The organism is Streptomyces smyrnaeus, assembly GCF_017676345.1.
Lineage (GTDB): Bacteria > Actinomycetota > Actinomycetes > Streptomycetales > Streptomycetaceae > Streptomyces > Streptomyces smyrnaeus.
In genome coordinates, this window is record NZ_JAFFZM010000010.1 from 150564 (window position 1) to 165399 (window position 14836).

A 14836-nucleotide genomic window follows, 5' to 3' on the forward strand; every position below is an offset into this window, starting at 1 on the left:
CGTTCCTTTCCTGGCCTGCGGTCAGGCGCATGGTATCGAGGGCCGCGGGCCGGGGGACCGGATCCCGCGAGTTCGCCCTACTCGTACACGCCTCAGCGCGGACGCCGGGTTCCTGCTGCGGCGCGCGCCTTGTGAGGCGCCGGTGTCGCGCCGATTTTCTTCTGTATGGCGAAAGCTTAGTTCCATTTTGTGGAGTTCTCCAGCGTCGAACCCTTGACTGGCTCTCCCGGGCGCACGAAGATTCGTTGCAGCCGAACCTTTCAACAGAAAGTTGAAAGGCCTGATGGAGCTGGAAAGCTCGCAGTGCTGAAGGAGGCCGGTTTGTCCGACGTGCGGCTCGTCCTGCGCTCACGGCGCGTCCTCACCCCGGAGGGAGAGCGTCCGGCAACCGTCACGGTCGACGGCGAAGGCCGGATCGCGGCGGTACTGGCGTACGACGCCGAGGTGCCATCCGGGGCGGCGCTGGAGGATGTCGGCGAGGACGCGCTGCTGCCCGGCCTGGTCGACACCCACGTCCACGTCAACGATCCGGGCCGCGCCGAGTGGGAGGGCTTCTGGACGGCCACCCGCGCCGCGGCGGCGGGCGGTATCACCACGATCGTCGACATGCCGCTCAACTCCCTCCCGCCGACCACCACCGCCGACAACCTGCGGATCAAGCGCGAGGTCGCCGAGCCCAAGGCACACGTCGACGTCGGTTTCTGGGGCGGTGCCGTACCCGGCAACGTCGCACAGCTGCGACCGCTGCACGAGGCGGGCGTCTTCGGTTTCAAGTGCTTCCTCTCGCCCTCCGGGGTGGACGAGTTCCCCGAACTCGACCGCGCACAACTGGCCGAGGCCATGGCCGAGATCGCCTCCTTCGACGGGCTGCTCATCGTGCACGCCGAGGACCCGGGCCGACTGGCCGCGGCGCCGCAGAAGCACGGCCCCGCCTACGCCGACTTCCTCGCCTCCCGCCCCCGTTCGGCCGAGAACGACGCCATAGCCCTGCTGGTGGAACTCGCCGCCCGCTACGGCACCCGCGTGCACGTGCTGCACCTCTCCTCCAGCGACGCGCTGCCCCAGCTGGCCAAGGCCCGCGCCGAGGGGCTCCGCGTCACCGCCGAGACCTGCCCGCACTTCCTCACCCTCACCGCCGAGGAAGTCCCCGACGGTGCCACCGAGTTCAAGTGCTGCCCGCCCATCCGGGAGAAGGAGAACCAGGACGCGCTGTGGCAGGGCCTGGCGGACGGCACGCTCGACTGCGTCGTCTCCGACCACTCGCCCTGCACCACCGACCTCAAGACCCCGGACTTCGGCACCGCATGGGGCGGCATCTCCTCCCTGCAACTCGGCCTGCCCGCCGTGTGGACCGAGGCCCGCCGCCGCGGGCTCGCCCTCACGGACGTCGCCCGCTGGATGTCCGAGGCGCCGGCGCGGCTGGCCGGCCTGCAGGGCAAGGGCGCCATCGCACCGGGCCGCGACGCGGACTTCGCGGTGCTCGCGCCCGAGGAGACCTTCACCGTGGACCCGGCCCGCCTCCATCACCGCAACCAGGTGACCGCCTACGCGGGCAAGACCCTGCACGGCGTCGTCCGCTCCGCGTGGCTGCGCGGCGAACGTGTCGCCGACCACGGGACCCCCACCGGAAAGACCGGACGACTCGTCGAAAGGAAGACCGCATGACAGCGGCGCAGCCCGCAGGCATACCCGGCCACACCGGCTACACCGGAGACGCCGCGCCCTACCGGGGCGGCGACACCTACGCCGACTACCGTGCACCGGAGGCCGGGTTCCCCTTCGCCCACCTCCCCGATCTGGCCGACCGCAGGCTGGGCGCCACTGTCATCGCCGCCAACGACGAGTTCTTCGCCGAGCGGGAGAACCTGCTCAACCCGGAGCGCGCCGAGTTCGACCCGCACGCCTTCCAGCACAAGGGCAAGGTCATGGACGGCTGGGAGACCCGTCGCCGCCGCGGGATCTCGGACCAGGAGCCGCATCCGGGCGACGACGAGCACGACTGGGCGCTGGTCAAGCTCGGCGCCCCCGGTGTCGTCCGCGGTCTGGTCGTGGACACCGCGCACTTCCGCGGCAACTACCCGCCGGCCGTCTCCGTCGAGGCCACCTGCGTACCCGGCGCGCCGTCCCCCGAGGAACTGCTCGCCGACGACGTGAAGTGGACGACCCTGGTGCCCCGCACCCCCGTCGGCGGGCACGCGGCCAACGGCTTCACCGTCACCGAGGAGCGCCGCTTCACCCACCTGCGGCTGCGCCAGTACCCCGACGGCGGCATCGCCCGGCTGCGGGTGCACGGAGAGGTGGTGGCCGACCCCGAGTGGCTGACGGCGCTGGGCACCTTCGACCTGGTGGCGCTGGAGAACGGCGGACTGGCCGAGGACGCCTCCGACCGCTTCTTCTCGCCCCCGATCAACAGCATCCTGCCCGGGCGTTCGCAGAAGATGGACGAGGGCTGGGAGACCCGCCGCCGCCGCGACAAGGGCCATGACTGGGTCGGTTACGTCCTGGCCGGCCAGGGCCGCATCCGCGCCGTCGAGGTCGACACCGCCTGCTTCCGGGGCAACGCGGCGGGCTGGGTGGGTCTGGTCGGCAAGGACGGCGAGACGGGCGAGTGGACCGAACTGCTGCCGCGCACCCGGCTCCAGCCCGACACGATCCACCGCTTCCTGCTGGACGACGCCCCGCCGGTCACCCACGTACGGATGAACATCTACCCGGACGGCGCGATCTCCCGCCTCCGCCTCCACGGCTGTCTGACGGAGGAGGGCAGCCGTCGACTGCGGGCCCGGCACGCGGAGTTGAGCTGACGTCACCGGCACCGAAGGGGCGGCGCGCACGGTCCGCCGCCCCTCCGGAGTCATCGGCCGTCCTGTCGACCGGGGTGTGAACGCCCGGCAAAATTCGGCGAGTTGGCATTGACACGCCATCTACGCGCGTCACCATGGGGTGGCATGAGATTCCCCCCACGTCTTGGCCGTATCGGTGCCGTCGGAGCCCTCGCCGCCGCGATGTTCGTCGGCGCACCCGCCCTCACCACCGCCCCCGCGTCCGCCGCCCCCATGGCGCAGTCCGTGGCCGCGGCACCGCAGATCACCGCCGTCGGCGACATCTGCGAGTCGAAGCTCCCACCCGAGGCCCACGACACCCTCGACCTGATCGAGCAGGGCGGCCCCTACCCCTATCCCCAGGACGGCACCGTCTTCGAGAACCGCGAAGGCATCCTGCCCGACCAGAGCCAGGGCTACTACCACGAGTACACCGTCGAGACCCCGGGCTCCGACGATCGCGGAGCGCGCCGCATCGTCACCGGGGAGAAGGAGCAGGAGGACTACTACACCGCCGACCACTACGAGTCCTTCGACCTGGTCGACCACACCTGCTGACCCCCACAGCGCGACATACGGGATGTGCTCCGCGGCTCGGCTGCGGAGCACACTCGTGTCTCCGGCGCCCACCCGCCCGCAGTTACCTCCTTCGTGGGGTTTTCGCCCGAGGAGAGGTTCTCGTGCCCCGCTCACGGAGAGACAACGTGCGCCGCCTACCGGCCATGTGAAGGAGCACCTCCGTGCTGACGCCCCGGCGGATGACCACCGAGCGACTGCTTCTCCGACTCCCCGAAGACTCCGACCTCGACCCCCTCGCAGCCTTGTACAACGACCCCGGCGCGCTGAAGAACATCGGAACCGAGGCGCACTGGAGCCGCGAACAGACTCTCCGCATACTCCGGGAGTCGGCTGCCGAGTACGAACAGCGGGGCTACGCCATGTACACGGTGGTGCGCCGCAGCGACGGTGCGGTCCTCGGCCTGTGCGGGCTGTGTCCCGACGAGGACGACCTCCCCGAGATCGCCGGTGTACTCATCCGCCGCCACTGGGGCCGGGGCTACTGCCGCGAGGCGGCCGCGGCCGTGCTGACCCGGGCGCAGGCCGGTCCCGGACCTGTGACCCTCACCGGACATGTGGAAGCCGACCATCCCGCTCTCGACTACGTGGAGAGGACGGTCATGTACGCGCATGGGTTCGTCTTCGAGAAGGAAGCTCCGTTCCCCTACAGCGGCAAGCTCATGCGCTACTACCGCTGGTCGTCGCCGGCCGCCGGTGCGGAGACGGAACAGCGACGGTGAAGTCACCCACCCGGGCGGCGTACGCGGCCGGTACTCCGCTCTTCTCCTGATCTCCGACGCCGCCGCGGTGCTCCCGAGCGCCGCCCTGAAGCCGTGTCTCCGGATGTGAACTCGGGGAGGAGGGTTTGTGACGTCTCGGTTCGAGGAGACGAAAGGGAGCCGGAAACGGCACGAGGACAGGAGCATCACCATGATCAAGAAGCTGATGGGCAAACTGCACGTATCCCGCCAGTACGGTGCCTACCGTCTCTACTGGCGCTGAGGACCGTCCACGCCGTCAGGCCCCGGGGCGGCCCGGGGCGACGGCGTGGGCCTGCGACGCCGGAGCGGAAAGGGCCGAAGATGAGCCGGATGCGGAAGCCTCCGCAACCGCCCAGGAGCCAGGCCGGTCCCGCGGCGTGGCGGCGGGACCGGCTGGGCGTGGCGGTGCGGGCCGCCCAGCAGTGCGGGGACGTATGGCAGTTGGCACCTGGCGTATACGTGGCCGCCACGGCCGGTCCGTGCGAGACGGTGCTTCGGCGGACGACGTACGAGTACGAGACCACTCCGGGGACCTTTCTCCCCGCGAAGCGCCCGGACGGGTCCGTGCCGGGGCCCACCGAGCGGGCACACGGCCATGCCGCACGGATGCGCGCGCTGCGGCCGAAGGCGGTGGCCGCCCGGATCGGCGACATCGCCCCGGGCGCCGCGCAGTTCGCCGCCGACTGGCCGCTCGGTCAGGACCTCTCCGTACTGCCCCGGGCCCAGCGGGTGCTGGCCGGCATCGGCAGCCGCTATCTGTTCTCCGGGGACGCGGAGCGTCTCCAGGCTGCGGGCGCCCGACTCGCCGAGGCCCGTGAGCAGATCATCCACTCCTGGCCCCTGCCGCCGTGGGTGCCCACGCCCGCGCGCCGCTTCCTGGCCCGGCAACAGGCCGTCTTCGACGCGGAGTTGCGTGCCGTGATCGACCGGCGCCGGACAACGGGCCGACTCGGGGACGATCTGCTGGGCCAGATGCTCCGCCCGTCGTCGCAGTACGGGCTGCTGCCGGACGCCGCGATCATCGACAGCCTCACCGGGCTGATCGTCGCCACCGCGGAGACGCCGACCCGGGCCGTCGGCTGGATCCTGCTCACCTTCGCCCGGCACCCTCGGGTGGCAGACCGCGTTGCCGCCGAGGCCGGCGCCCTGCCCGCCGACCCGCACGCGGTGACCGGCGCCCACCTGGACCGACTCCGCTACACCCAGGCAGTCGTCCGCGAGGTGCTGCGGCTGTATCCGCCGAACTGGCTGCTGGCCCGCAGGGCCACCGCCCCGGCCGAGCTGGGCGGCTACCCCGTCGAGCCCGACACCACGGTGCTGGTCTGTCCGTACACCGCCCACCGCGATCCGGCACAGCACCCGGACCCTCTCCAACTGCGCCCCGAACGCTGGCTGGGCGAGTCCGGCTCCCTCGTCGTCCCCGGCGTCTTTCTGCCCTTCAGCACCGGGCCGCGCGCCTGCGAGGGCACCGCGATGGCACTCGCCGAGCTGACGCTCATCGCCGCCGAGACCGCCCGCCGCTACCACTTGAGCGAGCCGCCCGGGCCCGTTCCCAGCCACCGGATCGCCACTTTCGGTGCCCTCACCCCCGTCGGTCTGCGGCTACGGGCGACCCCGCGGAGCTGAGAAGATCAAGCGGCCGTTGTCCTGTAATGGGACGACGGTCGCCGCTTTGCGGGTAACGTTCGGTCCTTGCCCAAGGTGTCCCGCCACCCGGGGGTGGCTTACCCGGCGTAAACGGGTAACGTTCCCCACAGAGAGTGATGCATGGGCGGTAGATATGGGGAGTTACCGGTGAGAAACGGCCCGGAGGCGGTTACCTGCGGTGAGGCCATGCTGTTGATGCTCGCCGAACCCGGCCTCCCACTGGAACGAGCGACGCACTTCCGGCGTTCCGTGGCAGGTGCCGAGTCCAACGTCGCGGCAGGGCTCGCCAGGCTGGGGCACTGGGCCCGCTGGATCGGCCGCGTCGGGGACGACCCGGCCGGCGAGGCCGTACTGCGGGAGCTGCGCGCCGACGGAGTCGACGTCTCCTGCGCCGAGATGGACCCCGAATCGCCGACCGGTCTGCTGCTGCGCGACAGCCACCCCGGGCGCGCCATCGATGTGCAGTACTACCGTGCCGGTTCGGCCGCCTCCCTGCTCAGCCCCGCCCAGATCACCCCAGAAGCCCTCGCCGGAGTACGGCTCGTCCACGTCACCGGCATCACACCGATGCTCTCCGAGGACGCCGAGCAGGCCACCTACGCCCTCATCGAAGGCGCCCGGCAGACCGGCGCCACCGTCTCCTTCGACCCCAACGTCCGCCGCAAGCTGGGCACCGACCACGAGTGGATACGCCGCGTCGGACCGCTGCTGCGCGAGGCCGATCTCGTCCTCGCCGGGGAGGACGAGATCGAACTGCTGCTGGGCGCGGGCCCCGACGAAGGCGCCAAGGCACTGCTGACGCTCGGCCGCGCAGGCACCGTCGTCATCAAGCACCGGGACCACACCGCGGTCGCCCACACCGCCGAAGGCCAGTGGCGACAGCCGCCCTTCGAGGTGCCGGTCGTCGACCCGGTGGGCGCGGGAGACGCGTTCGCGGCCGGCTGGCTCTCGGCCCGGCTGCGCGGCCTCGATCACCAGCGGGCGCTGGCCGAGGCCGCCTGTGTGGCGGCGCTTGTCGTCCAGGCGCCCGGCGACACCGACGGGCTGCCCACGGCCGCCTCGCGCGACCGGGCGCTGGAGGCGTTCCTGAGCGGCGCCGACCCGGTGCACCGCTGAGAGCACCACCCGCCCCGTACGGCCTGGTACGGCGAGGGCCCGGCTGACATCCGACTGATCAAGAGAGGCGGCGAACTGCCGTGTACCGCTGGGAGATCACCAGAGCCGCGCTGGAACAGCGCGTCATCGCCATCGTCCGCGCGGACAGCTACGAAAAGGCCACCGCGACGGCCGACATCCTGCTCGGCGCGGGTATCACCAGCCTGGAGATCTCGCTGACCACCCCCTACGCGCTGGATGCGATCAGCACCCTGCGCCGGGAGACCGGCGACGACTCGGTGATCGGCGCGGGCACCGTGCTGGACAGCGCCTCGGCCCGCCTGGCCGTCGACGCCGGCGCCCGCTACCTGGTCTCACCCAGCCTCGACGAGGAGGTCATACGCACCGGGCACCGCTACGGCGTGCCCGTCTTCCCCGGGGTCGCCACCCCCACCGAGATGGTGCGGGCGCTGGAGCTGGGCGCCGACGGGCTCAAACTCTTCCCCGCGTCCCTGCACGGCCCCGGCTGGCTGCGGGACGTCACCGCCGCGCTGCCGCAGGCTCCCGTGCTGCCCACCGGCGGCGTCACCGTCGACACGGCACCCGAGTGGATCGCGGCCGGTGCCGTGGCCTGCGGTATGGGCTCCGCGCTCACCGAGGGCGACGACCGGGAGACGGTGGCCAAGCGGGTCACCGAACTGCTCCAGCGCCTGGAGGACGCGGCGCCCGGCAAGAGCAAGGGCACCTCCGACTGAGCCGGGAGCACTGGCCGAAAACGCACCGATGAAGTTCCCAAGAGCGGCTTCTACGCTCGCCGTATGGCTGACCAGAGCGTGCTGGAACCGGTGCCGGACACCGACGGCGTCGTCGATCTCGCGGCGCTGGGGGACGATTTCGTCCGCGATCCCTACCCCTTCTACGCCGCACTGCGCAGACGCGGCCCCGTCCACCGCGTCCGCACCCCCGAGGGGGCGCTGGCCTGGCTGGTGGTCGGCCACGACGTGGCGCGGGCGGCCCTCAACGACGAACGCCTCTCCAAGAGCTGGGCCAACGCGGGGCCGGACGCCGGAACCCTGGCGATCGCGCCCGGCACCCATATGCTCACCAGCGACCCGCCCGACCACACCCGGCTGCGCAAGCTCCTCGCCAAGGAGTTCACCCCGCGCCATGTCGCCGCGCTGGAACCGCGCATCCGCGAGCTGACCGGAGAACTGCTGGACGCCATGCTGGCCCGCCCCGACGGGCGGGCCGACCTGGTCGCCTCGCTCGCCTTCCCGCTCCCGATCGCGGTCATCTGCGAGCTGCTGGGCGTGCCCGACCTGGACCGGGAACGCTTCAAGGAGTGGTCCGACCATGTGCTGGGCGCGGCGCCCGAGGAGGAGAAGCTCGCCTCGGTACAGGCGCTGGGCGACTATCTGAGCCGGCTGCTGGAGCGGCAGCGCGCCCGGCCCGGAAACGAGCTGCTGAGCACGCTCATCCGCACGAGCGACGAGGACGGCGACCGGCTGTCCACCGACGAACTGCTCGGCACGGCCTGGCTGCTGCTGATCGCCGGGTACGAGACGACGGTCGGGCTCATCGCCAACGGCACCCTCGCGCTGCTGCGCCACCCCGACCAGCTCGCCGCGCTGCGCGCCGACCCGGCGCTGATCCCGGGAGCCGTGGAGGAGATGCTGCGCTACGACGGCCCCGTCGAGGTGTCGACCTACCGCTTCACCCTCGAACCCGTCGAGATCGGCGGCACGCTGATACCCGGGGACGGCCAGCTCGTGCTGCCCGTACTGGCCGACGCCGACCGCGACCCGGCCCGCTTCCCGGACAGCGACCGCTTCGACATCCGCCGCGAGGCACGCGGGCACCTCGCCTTCGGCCACGGTATCCACTTCTGCCTGGGCGCCCCACTGGCCCGCCTGGAGGCCCGGGTCGCCTTCGAGCAACTGCTGGAGCGTACGGCCCGGCTGGAGCTGGACGCCCACCCCGCCGCCCTGGAATGGCGGAAGGGCACGGTGCTGCGCGGGGTGACGAGCCTGCCGGTGCGCTTCGGGTGACCGGGCCGGTCGGGGACGAGTTGTGAAGCGCGGACGGCGGTCCCGGCCGGGCTCGTAGGCTACCGGCATGCGGATCAGTCAGTGCCGGGAAGAAGACCTAGAGCTGCTCGACCAGCACATGCCGTTCCGCGGGGCGGCCTCGCACCACGGGGCCCGCTACGCGCGGCAGCAGGAGGGCCGCGCCACCTTCCTCGTCGCCTGGCGGGAACGGCGTCCGGTCGGCAGCTGCGAGGTCCGCTGGGAGGGGTGCGAGGCACCCGAAGTGCGGGCAGCGCACCCCGGCTGTCCGGAGGTCAACGGGCTCGGCGGGTGGCCGGAGACGCTGCGCTCGCTGGGCGTCGGCACCGCCCTCATCCACGAGGCCGAGCGCCTCGCCACGGGGCGGGGCTGCCAGGCCATCGGTCTCGGCGTGGAAAAGAACAATCCGCGCGCCAGCGCGCTCTACAGCCGCCTCGGCTACCACGCCTCCCTGCCGTACCTGGACTGCTGGAGTTACCAGGACGGGGCCGGGGTGGCCCACCGGGTGGCCGACGCCTGCGTCTTCATGGTCAAGCCGCTCTAGGGCACTACCTCCAGGCCACCCGCGCCTGCCCGCCGCGCCCGCGCCCGGTGGCCCGAGTCGGCCCCGGGCGGCTCAGTCGGCGGGGACGGGGGCGGCCGCGGTGTCCAGGGTGGCCACCTCCACAGGGGTGCCCGTCGCGCGTGACAACTCGCAGGCCTCCGCCGTCAGCAGGGCCGCGAGGGCCTCCCGGCCGTCGCAGGGGTTGGGGATCTCACCGCGCAGGGCGCGCACGAAGGCGGCGACCTCCGCCTCGTAGGCGGGGCCGAAGCGGTCGAGGAAGCCGGGCCAGGGCTTGTCCGGCGCCCAGGTGGCGGTCGGCTCCAGCGAGGTGAGGGGGGTGCGCGCGTCCAGCCCGACGGCGAACTGGTCCAGCTCGCCCGCGAGTTCCATCCGCACGTCGTAGCCGGCTCCGTTCATCCGGGTGGCGGTGGCCGTGCACAGGGTGCCGTCGTCCAGGGTGAGGAGTGCGGCGGCGGTGTCGACGTCGCCCGCGTCGCGGAACATCGCCCCTCCCGCGTCGGAGCCGGTCGCGTAGACGGAGACGACCTCGCGTCCCGTCACCCACCGGATGGCGTCGAAGTCGTGGACGAGGCAGTCCCGGTAGAGCCCGCCCGAGTGCGGCAGGTACTCGGCGGGCGGCGGCGCCGGGTCCGAGGTCAGCGCCCGTACGGTGTGCAGCCGTCCCAGCCGGCCGGCGCGCACCGCTTCCCGCGCCGCCGTGTATCCGGCGTCGAAGCGCCGCATGAAGCCGATCTGCAGCAGGGTGCCGGCGGCCTCGACCTCCGCGAGCGCCTCCCGGGTGCCCGCCAGATCGAGTGCGATCGGCTTCTCGCAGAAGGTGGGCAGCCCCCGCCGGGCCGCCGCCCGGATCAGCTCGGCGTGCGAGGCGGTGGCCGAGGCGATGACGACGGCGTGGATGTCCAGCGAGAACAGCTCGGCGACGCTGGGTACCGAGGTGGCGTCGAGGGCGGCGGCGACCTCGACGGCGCGCATCGCGTCCGCGTCCGTGACCACCAGTTCGGTCACCTCCGGGTGCGCGCTGAGCGTGCGGGCGTGCAGGGTTCCGATCCGGCCGGTGCCGATGAGTCCGATGCGCATGGCCCTACGCTGGCGCGTCCCACTCGGCGCTGTCAACGTTTTGTCTTTTCGTCCTGACAATCGAATGTACGGTTCCCGGTGGAACGGAAGAGCACTACGCTCCCCTCCGTGGCCAAGAATGATCCGGTGGACCTGCAGCTCAGTGTGGACCGTGCCAGTCCCGTACCGCTCTACTTCCAGCTCTCCCAGCAGTTGGAGAGCGCCATCGAGCGCGGAAAGCTGGCACCGGGGAGCCTGCTGGGCAACGAGATCGAACTGGCGGGCCGCCTCGGGCTGTCCCGCCCCACCGTCCGGCAGGCCATCCAGTCCCTGGTCGACAAGGGGCTGCTGGTGCGCCGCCGGGGCATCGGCACGCAGGTCGTGCACAGCCAGGTCAAGCGGCCCATGGAGCTGAGCAGCCTCTACGACGATCTGGAGGCGGCCGGTCAGCGTCCGGCCACCCAGGTGCTGCGGCACACCGTGCAGGAGGCGACGGCGCAGGTCGCCGCCGCGCTGGCGGTGCCCGAGGGCACCGAGGTGCGGCTGGTGGAGCGGTTGCGGCTGGCGCACGGCGAGCCCATGGCCCATATGCGCAACCATCTGCCGGTGGACCTGCTCGCTCCCGGCGAGGCCGAGCTGGAGACGACGGGGCTCTACCGGCTGATGCGCGGAGCGGGTGTGACGCTGCACTCCGCCCGGCAGACCGTGGGCGCCCGGGTCGCCGACGCGGCCGAGGCCCGGCTGCTGGGGGAGGACGAGGGGGCGCCGCTGCTGACGATGCAGCGCACGACGTACGACGACACCGGGCGGGCCGTCGAGTACGGCTCCCACCTCTACCGTGCGTCCCGCTACTCCTTCGACTTCCAGTTGCTGGTACGTCCCTGAAGCGCTGCCGAGAGTTGCCGAGAGGTGTGCTGTGAGTGTGAGAGAGCCTGGCGCCGACCCCGTTGACGGTCACCCTCCCCGGCGCTACAAATCCGGGGCAGGCCGGGCGGGGGCGGACCCGTCGGATGGTTTCCGGCCACCGTGGCGGATACTTGTGCGAAGATCCAGGGCGGTTCCCGACCGTATCCGTACCGAGAGAGCAGAAGTGGTGGCCAGCGTGCAGAGGTCCCGGCGAAGGTCCCGTACGTCCCGCAGATCCATACGCGCGACGGGGGCCGCGGTGGCGGCGACGATCATCGCGGTGGGCGCGCTCGCCGGGTGCAGCAGCACTGGCGGCAAGCGGGCGGAGGAGGCGCGCGAGCAGGCGGCCTCCGGCAAGGCCAATGTCACCACCCCGCGCTGGAAGTTCGCCATGGTCACCCACTCCGGTGACGGCGACACCTACTGGGACATCGTGCAGAGCGGCGCCAAGCAGGCCGCCGCCAAGGACAACATCGAGTTCCTCTACTCGCACGACAAGGAAGCCGGCAAGCAGGCGCAGCTCGTCCAGACGGCGATCGACAAGAAGGTGGACGGCCTGATCGTCACCCTGGCCAAGCCGGACGCCATGAAGCGGGTGGTGAAGAAAGCCGTCAAGGCGGGCATTCCGGTCATCACCATCAACTCCGGCCAGGACGTCTCGCAGGACTTCGGCGCCCTGGCCCACATCGGTCAGGACGAAGGGCTGGCGGGCGAGGCCGTCGGTCGCGAGCTGAACGAGCGCGGCAAGAAGAAGGCCATCTGCCTCATCCACGAGCAGGGCAACGTCGGCCACGAGCAGCGCTGCGACGGCATCGAGAAGACCTTCGACGGCAAGGTCAAGAACCTGTACGTGGACGGCACCAACATGCCGGGCGTGCAGTCGTCGGTGGAGGCCAAGCTCCAGTCCGACAAGAAGGTCGACGCCGTCGTCACGCTGGGCGCACCCTTCGCGGCCACCGCGGCGCAGGCCAAGAAGAACGCCGGGAGCAAGGCCGAGATCGACACCTTCGACCTCAACGACAAGGTCGCCGCCGGGCTCAAGGACGGCACGATCGGCTTCGCCGTCGACCAGCAGCCCTATATGCAGGGGTACGAGGCGGTCGACCTGCTGTGGCTCTACCGCTACAACGCCGACATGCTCGGCGGCGGCAAGCCGGTGCTCACCGGGCCGCAGATCCTCACCAAGAAGGACGCGGGCAAGCTGGAGAAGCTCACCAAGCGGGGCACCCGATGACGGTCACGACCCAGCCGGGCGGCCCGGACGGATCCACGGAGCCCGCGAACTCCTCCCCTCGGCCGCCCACGTCCGACGAACGCCTGGTGCACCGCTCGCTGCCGGTGCGACTGCTGCGGCGCCCTGAGCTGGGCGCCGTGGTGGGCGCCGTCGCGCTGTTCATCTTCTTCGCACTGGTCGCCGACAGCTTCCTGCGCCCCTCCAGCCTCTCCACCGTCCTCTACTTCTCCTCCACCCTGGGGATCATGGCGGTGCCGGTGGCGCTGCTGATGATCGGCGGAGAGTTCGACCTGTCGACCGGTGTGATGGTGACGTCCTCCGCACTGGCCTCGTCGATGTTCAGCTATCAGATGACGGCCAACACCTGGGTGGGTGTCGGGGTCTCGCTGCTGGTCACGCTGGCCATCGGGTTCTTCAACGGCTTCATGCTCACCCGCACGAAACTGCCCAGTTTCATCATCACGCTGGGTACCTTCCTGATGCTGACGGGCCTCAACCTCGGGCTGACCAAGCTGATCAGCGGCACCGTCACCACCAAGAGCATCAGCGACATGGAGGGCTTCGACTCGGCCAAGGCCGTCTTCGCCTCCACCCTCACCATCGGCAGCGTGAACCTGCAGATCACCATCGTGTGGTGGCTGGCGCTGGTGGCCGTGGCCACCTGGATCCTGCTGCGCACCAATGTCGGCAACTGGATCTTCGCCGTCGGCGGCGGCGTCGAAGCGGCCCGCGCGGTCGGCGTCCCGGTCGCCCGCACCAAGATCGGCCTGTATCTGGGTGTCGCCTTCGCCGCCTGGGTCTCCGGCCAGCACCTGCTGTTCAACTACGACACCGTCCAGTCCGGCGAGGGCGTCGGCAACGAGCTGATCTACATCGCCGCGGCCGTGATCGGCGGCTGTCTGCTGACCGGCGGCTACGGCTCCGCCGTGGGCGCCGCCGTCGGCGCCCTGATCTTCGGCATGGCCAACAAGGGCATCATCTACGCGCAGTGGGACCCGGACTGGTTCAAGTTCTTCCTCGGCGCGATGCTGCTGCTCGCCACGCTGCTGAACGCGTGGATCCGGAAGCGGGCGGAGGCGACCCGATGAACGCGACCGAAGACATGAACGCGACCCAGGACCCGCAGCCGCACGACGACGCCCCGCTCGTCGAGCTGGCCGGCGTCAGCAAGTTCTACGGCAACATCCGCGCGCTGGAGGACATCTCGCTGCGGGTGCACCCCGGGGAGATCACCTGTGTGCTCGGTGACAACGGTGCGGGCAAGTCCACTCTGATCAAGATCATTTCAGGGCTGCACCAGCACGACGGCGGGACCTTCAGCATCCAGGGCGAGGAGACCCGGCTGGCCTCCCCGCGCGAGGCGCTGGACCGCGGCATCGCCACCGTCTACCAGGACCTGGCCGTCGTCCCGCTCATGCCCGTGTGGCGCAACTTCTTCCTCGGCTCCGAGCCGACCGTCGGCCGGGGGCCGCTGCGCCGTCTCGATGTCCAGCGGATGCGGCGCACCACACACAGCGAGCTGCTGCGCATGGGGATCGATCTGCGCGACGTCGACCAGCCGATCGGCACCCTCTCGGGCGGTGAGCGGCAGTCGGTGGCCATCGCGCGCGCCGTGCACTTCGGGGCGAAGGTCCTGGTGCTGGACGAGCCGACCGCCGCGCTCGGCGTCAAGCAGAGCGGCGTCGTGCTCAAGTACGTCGCCGCGGCCCGGGACGCCGGGCTGGGCGTGGTGCTGATCACCCACAACCCGCACCACGCCTACCTGGTCGGGGACCGCTTCGTCCTGCTCAAGCGGGGTGCCATGGCCGGCGCCTACGAGAAGGACGAGCTGGAGCTCGAAGAGCTCGTGCGGCAGATGGCCGGAGGCAGCGAGCTGGAGGAGCTCAGCCACGAGCTGCGGCGCTGAACCGGGCCCACCGGACGGGAGGGGGCCGGGCAGCTCCGCTCGGCTCCCGCGTCGGGCCCCCGGCTCCCGTCGGGCCCCTCGGCGCCGCCGTGCGCAGGGGCCCGATCTCCAGGGTGGAGCCCCCGGGCGCACGGTGGACGGCGTACGGTTGATCCCTGGCAGAATCGGGCGCGCCCCTAGGACCCCTCCCAGAGAGACGACCACTCTTGAACGCGGACAG

15 protein-coding genes are annotated in these 14836 nt (G+C 71.3%); 14 read left to right on the forward strand and 1 reads right to left on the reverse strand.

What is annotated here, in order from left to right:
- The first annotated feature begins 321 nt into the window (after window positions 1–321).
- The 10 genes from allB (at window position 322) to JW613_RS18210 (ending at window position 9493) form a co-directional block, all read left to right on the forward strand.
- Window positions 322–1665: an allantoinase AllB gene (gene allB, locus JW613_RS18170; RefSeq protein WP_209211870.1), complete on the forward strand. Its 1344-nt coding sequence runs from the start codon at window positions 322–324 to the stop codon at window positions 1663–1665.
- The gene (gene alc / locus JW613_RS18175; RefSeq protein WP_209211871.1) at window positions 1662–2804 is read left to right on the forward strand and encodes an allantoicase; all 1143 of its coding nucleotides are present in this window, start codon (window positions 1662–1664) and stop codon (window positions 2802–2804) included. The genes allB and alc overlap by 4 nt, the downstream gene beginning before the upstream one ends.
- A gap of 144 nt (window positions 2805–2948) precedes the next feature.
- Window positions 2949–3380, forward strand: a complete 432-nt coding sequence (locus tag JW613_RS18180; RefSeq protein WP_209211872.1) for a guanyl-specific ribonuclease — start codon at window positions 2949–2951, stop codon at window positions 3378–3380.
- A gap of 182 nt (window positions 3381–3562) precedes the next feature.
- Window positions 3563–4120 (forward strand): GNAT family N-acetyltransferase, encoded by a 558-nt coding sequence (locus JW613_RS18185; protein ID WP_209211873.1) that lies wholly within the window; start codon window positions 3563–3565, stop codon window positions 4118–4120.
- 127 nt (window positions 4121–4247) lie between these two features.
- A complete protein-coding gene (locus JW613_RS36410) occupies window positions 4248–4382 on the forward strand; it encodes a hypothetical protein (RefSeq protein ID WP_280635191.1) in 135 nt (44 codons plus the stop codon).
- Between the two features lie 89 nt (window positions 4383–4471).
- A complete protein-coding gene (locus JW613_RS18190) occupies window positions 4472–5767 on the forward strand; it encodes a cytochrome P450 (RefSeq protein ID WP_209211874.1) in 1296 nt (431 codons plus the stop codon).
- Between the two features lie 207 nt (window positions 5768–5974).
- On the forward strand, window positions 5975–6904 hold the full coding sequence (locus JW613_RS18195; protein WP_209211953.1) for a sugar kinase: 930 nt from the start codon (window positions 5975–5977) through the stop codon (window positions 6902–6904).
- 80 nt (window positions 6905–6984) lie between these two features.
- Window positions 6985–7638 (forward strand): bifunctional 4-hydroxy-2-oxoglutarate aldolase/2-dehydro-3-deoxy-phosphogluconate aldolase, encoded by a 654-nt coding sequence (locus JW613_RS18200; protein WP_209211875.1) that lies wholly within the window; start codon window positions 6985–6987, stop codon window positions 7636–7638.
- 63 nt (window positions 7639–7701) lie between these two features.
- Entirely contained in the window at window positions 7702–8931 is a 1230-nt protein-coding gene (locus tag JW613_RS18205) for a cytochrome P450 family protein (protein WP_209211876.1), read from the forward strand.
- A gap of 67 nt (window positions 8932–8998) precedes the next feature.
- Complete coding sequence (locus tag JW613_RS18210; protein ID WP_209211877.1) at window positions 8999–9493, forward strand: GNAT family N-acetyltransferase; 495 nt, start codon at window positions 8999–9001, stop codon at window positions 9491–9493.
- Between the two features lie 72 nt (window positions 9494–9565).
- Here JW613_RS18210 and JW613_RS18215 read toward each other — a convergent pair whose 3' ends face one another.
- Window positions 9566–10591, reverse strand: a complete 1026-nt coding sequence (locus JW613_RS18215; RefSeq protein ID WP_209211878.1) for a Gfo/Idh/MocA family protein — start codon at window positions 10589–10591, stop codon at window positions 9566–9568.
- Between the two features lie 144 nt (window positions 10592–10735).
- Between JW613_RS18215 and JW613_RS18220 the strand changes: the two genes are divergently transcribed.
- From JW613_RS18220 to JW613_RS18235, 4 genes are all read left to right on the forward strand, one after another.
- A complete protein-coding gene (locus JW613_RS18220) occupies window positions 10736–11455 on the forward strand; it encodes a GntR family transcriptional regulator (RefSeq protein ID WP_307865942.1) in 720 nt (239 codons plus the stop codon).
- A 259-nt stretch (window positions 11456–11714) separates the two neighbouring features.
- A complete protein-coding gene (locus tag JW613_RS18225; RefSeq protein WP_209211955.1) occupies window positions 11715–12710 on the forward strand; it encodes a sugar ABC transporter substrate-binding protein in 996 nt (331 codons plus the stop codon).
- The gene (locus JW613_RS18230) at window positions 12707–13798 is read left to right on the forward strand and encodes an ABC transporter permease (protein WP_245225888.1); all 1092 of its coding nucleotides are present in this window, start codon (window positions 12707–12709) and stop codon (window positions 13796–13798) included. Before JW613_RS18225 ends, JW613_RS18230 begins: the two co-directional genes overlap by 4 nt.
- Window positions 13799–13812: 14 nt before the next feature.
- Window positions 13813–14616 carry an ATP-binding cassette domain-containing protein gene (locus JW613_RS18235; RefSeq protein WP_209211957.1) on the forward strand — a complete coding sequence of 268 codons (804 nt, stop codon included), beginning with the start codon at window positions 13813–13815 and terminating at the stop codon, window positions 14614–14616.
- The last annotated feature ends 220 nt before the right edge of the window (window positions 14617–14836 follow it).

Bases quoted from the DNA above. Each gene is read 5' to 3' on its own strand.
- JW613_RS18215 (WP_209211878.1), bottom strand. From the start codon at position 10,591: ATGCGCATCGGACTCATCGGCACCGGCCGGATCGGAACCCTGCACGCC.
- JW613_RS18210 (WP_209211877.1), top strand. From the start codon at position 8,999: ATGCGGATCAGTCAGTGCCGGGAAGAAGACCTAGAGCTGCTCGACCAG.
- JW613_RS18205 (WP_209211876.1), top strand. From the start codon at position 7,702: ATGGCTGACCAGAGCGTGCTGGAACCGGTGCCGGACACCGACGGCGTC.
- JW613_RS18190 (WP_209211874.1), top strand. From the start codon at position 4,472: ATGCGGAAGCCTCCGCAACCGCCCAGGAGCCAGGCCGGTCCCGCGGCG.
- JW613_RS18195 (WP_209211953.1), top strand. From the start codon at position 5,975: ATGCTGTTGATGCTCGCCGAACCCGGCCTCCCACTGGAACGAGCGACG.
- JW613_RS18235 (WP_209211957.1), top strand. From the start codon at position 13,813: ATGAACGCGACCCAGGACCCGCAGCCGCACGACGACGCCCCGCTCGTC.
- alc (WP_209211871.1), top strand. From the start codon at position 1,662: ATGACAGCGGCGCAGCCCGCAGGCATACCCGGCCACACCGGCTACACC.
- JW613_RS18230 (WP_245225888.1), top strand. From the start codon at position 12,707: ATGACGGTCACGACCCAGCCGGGCGGCCCGGACGGATCCACGGAGCCC.
- JW613_RS18180 (WP_209211872.1), top strand. From the start codon at position 2,949: ATGAGATTCCCCCCACGTCTTGGCCGTATCGGTGCCGTCGGAGCCCTC.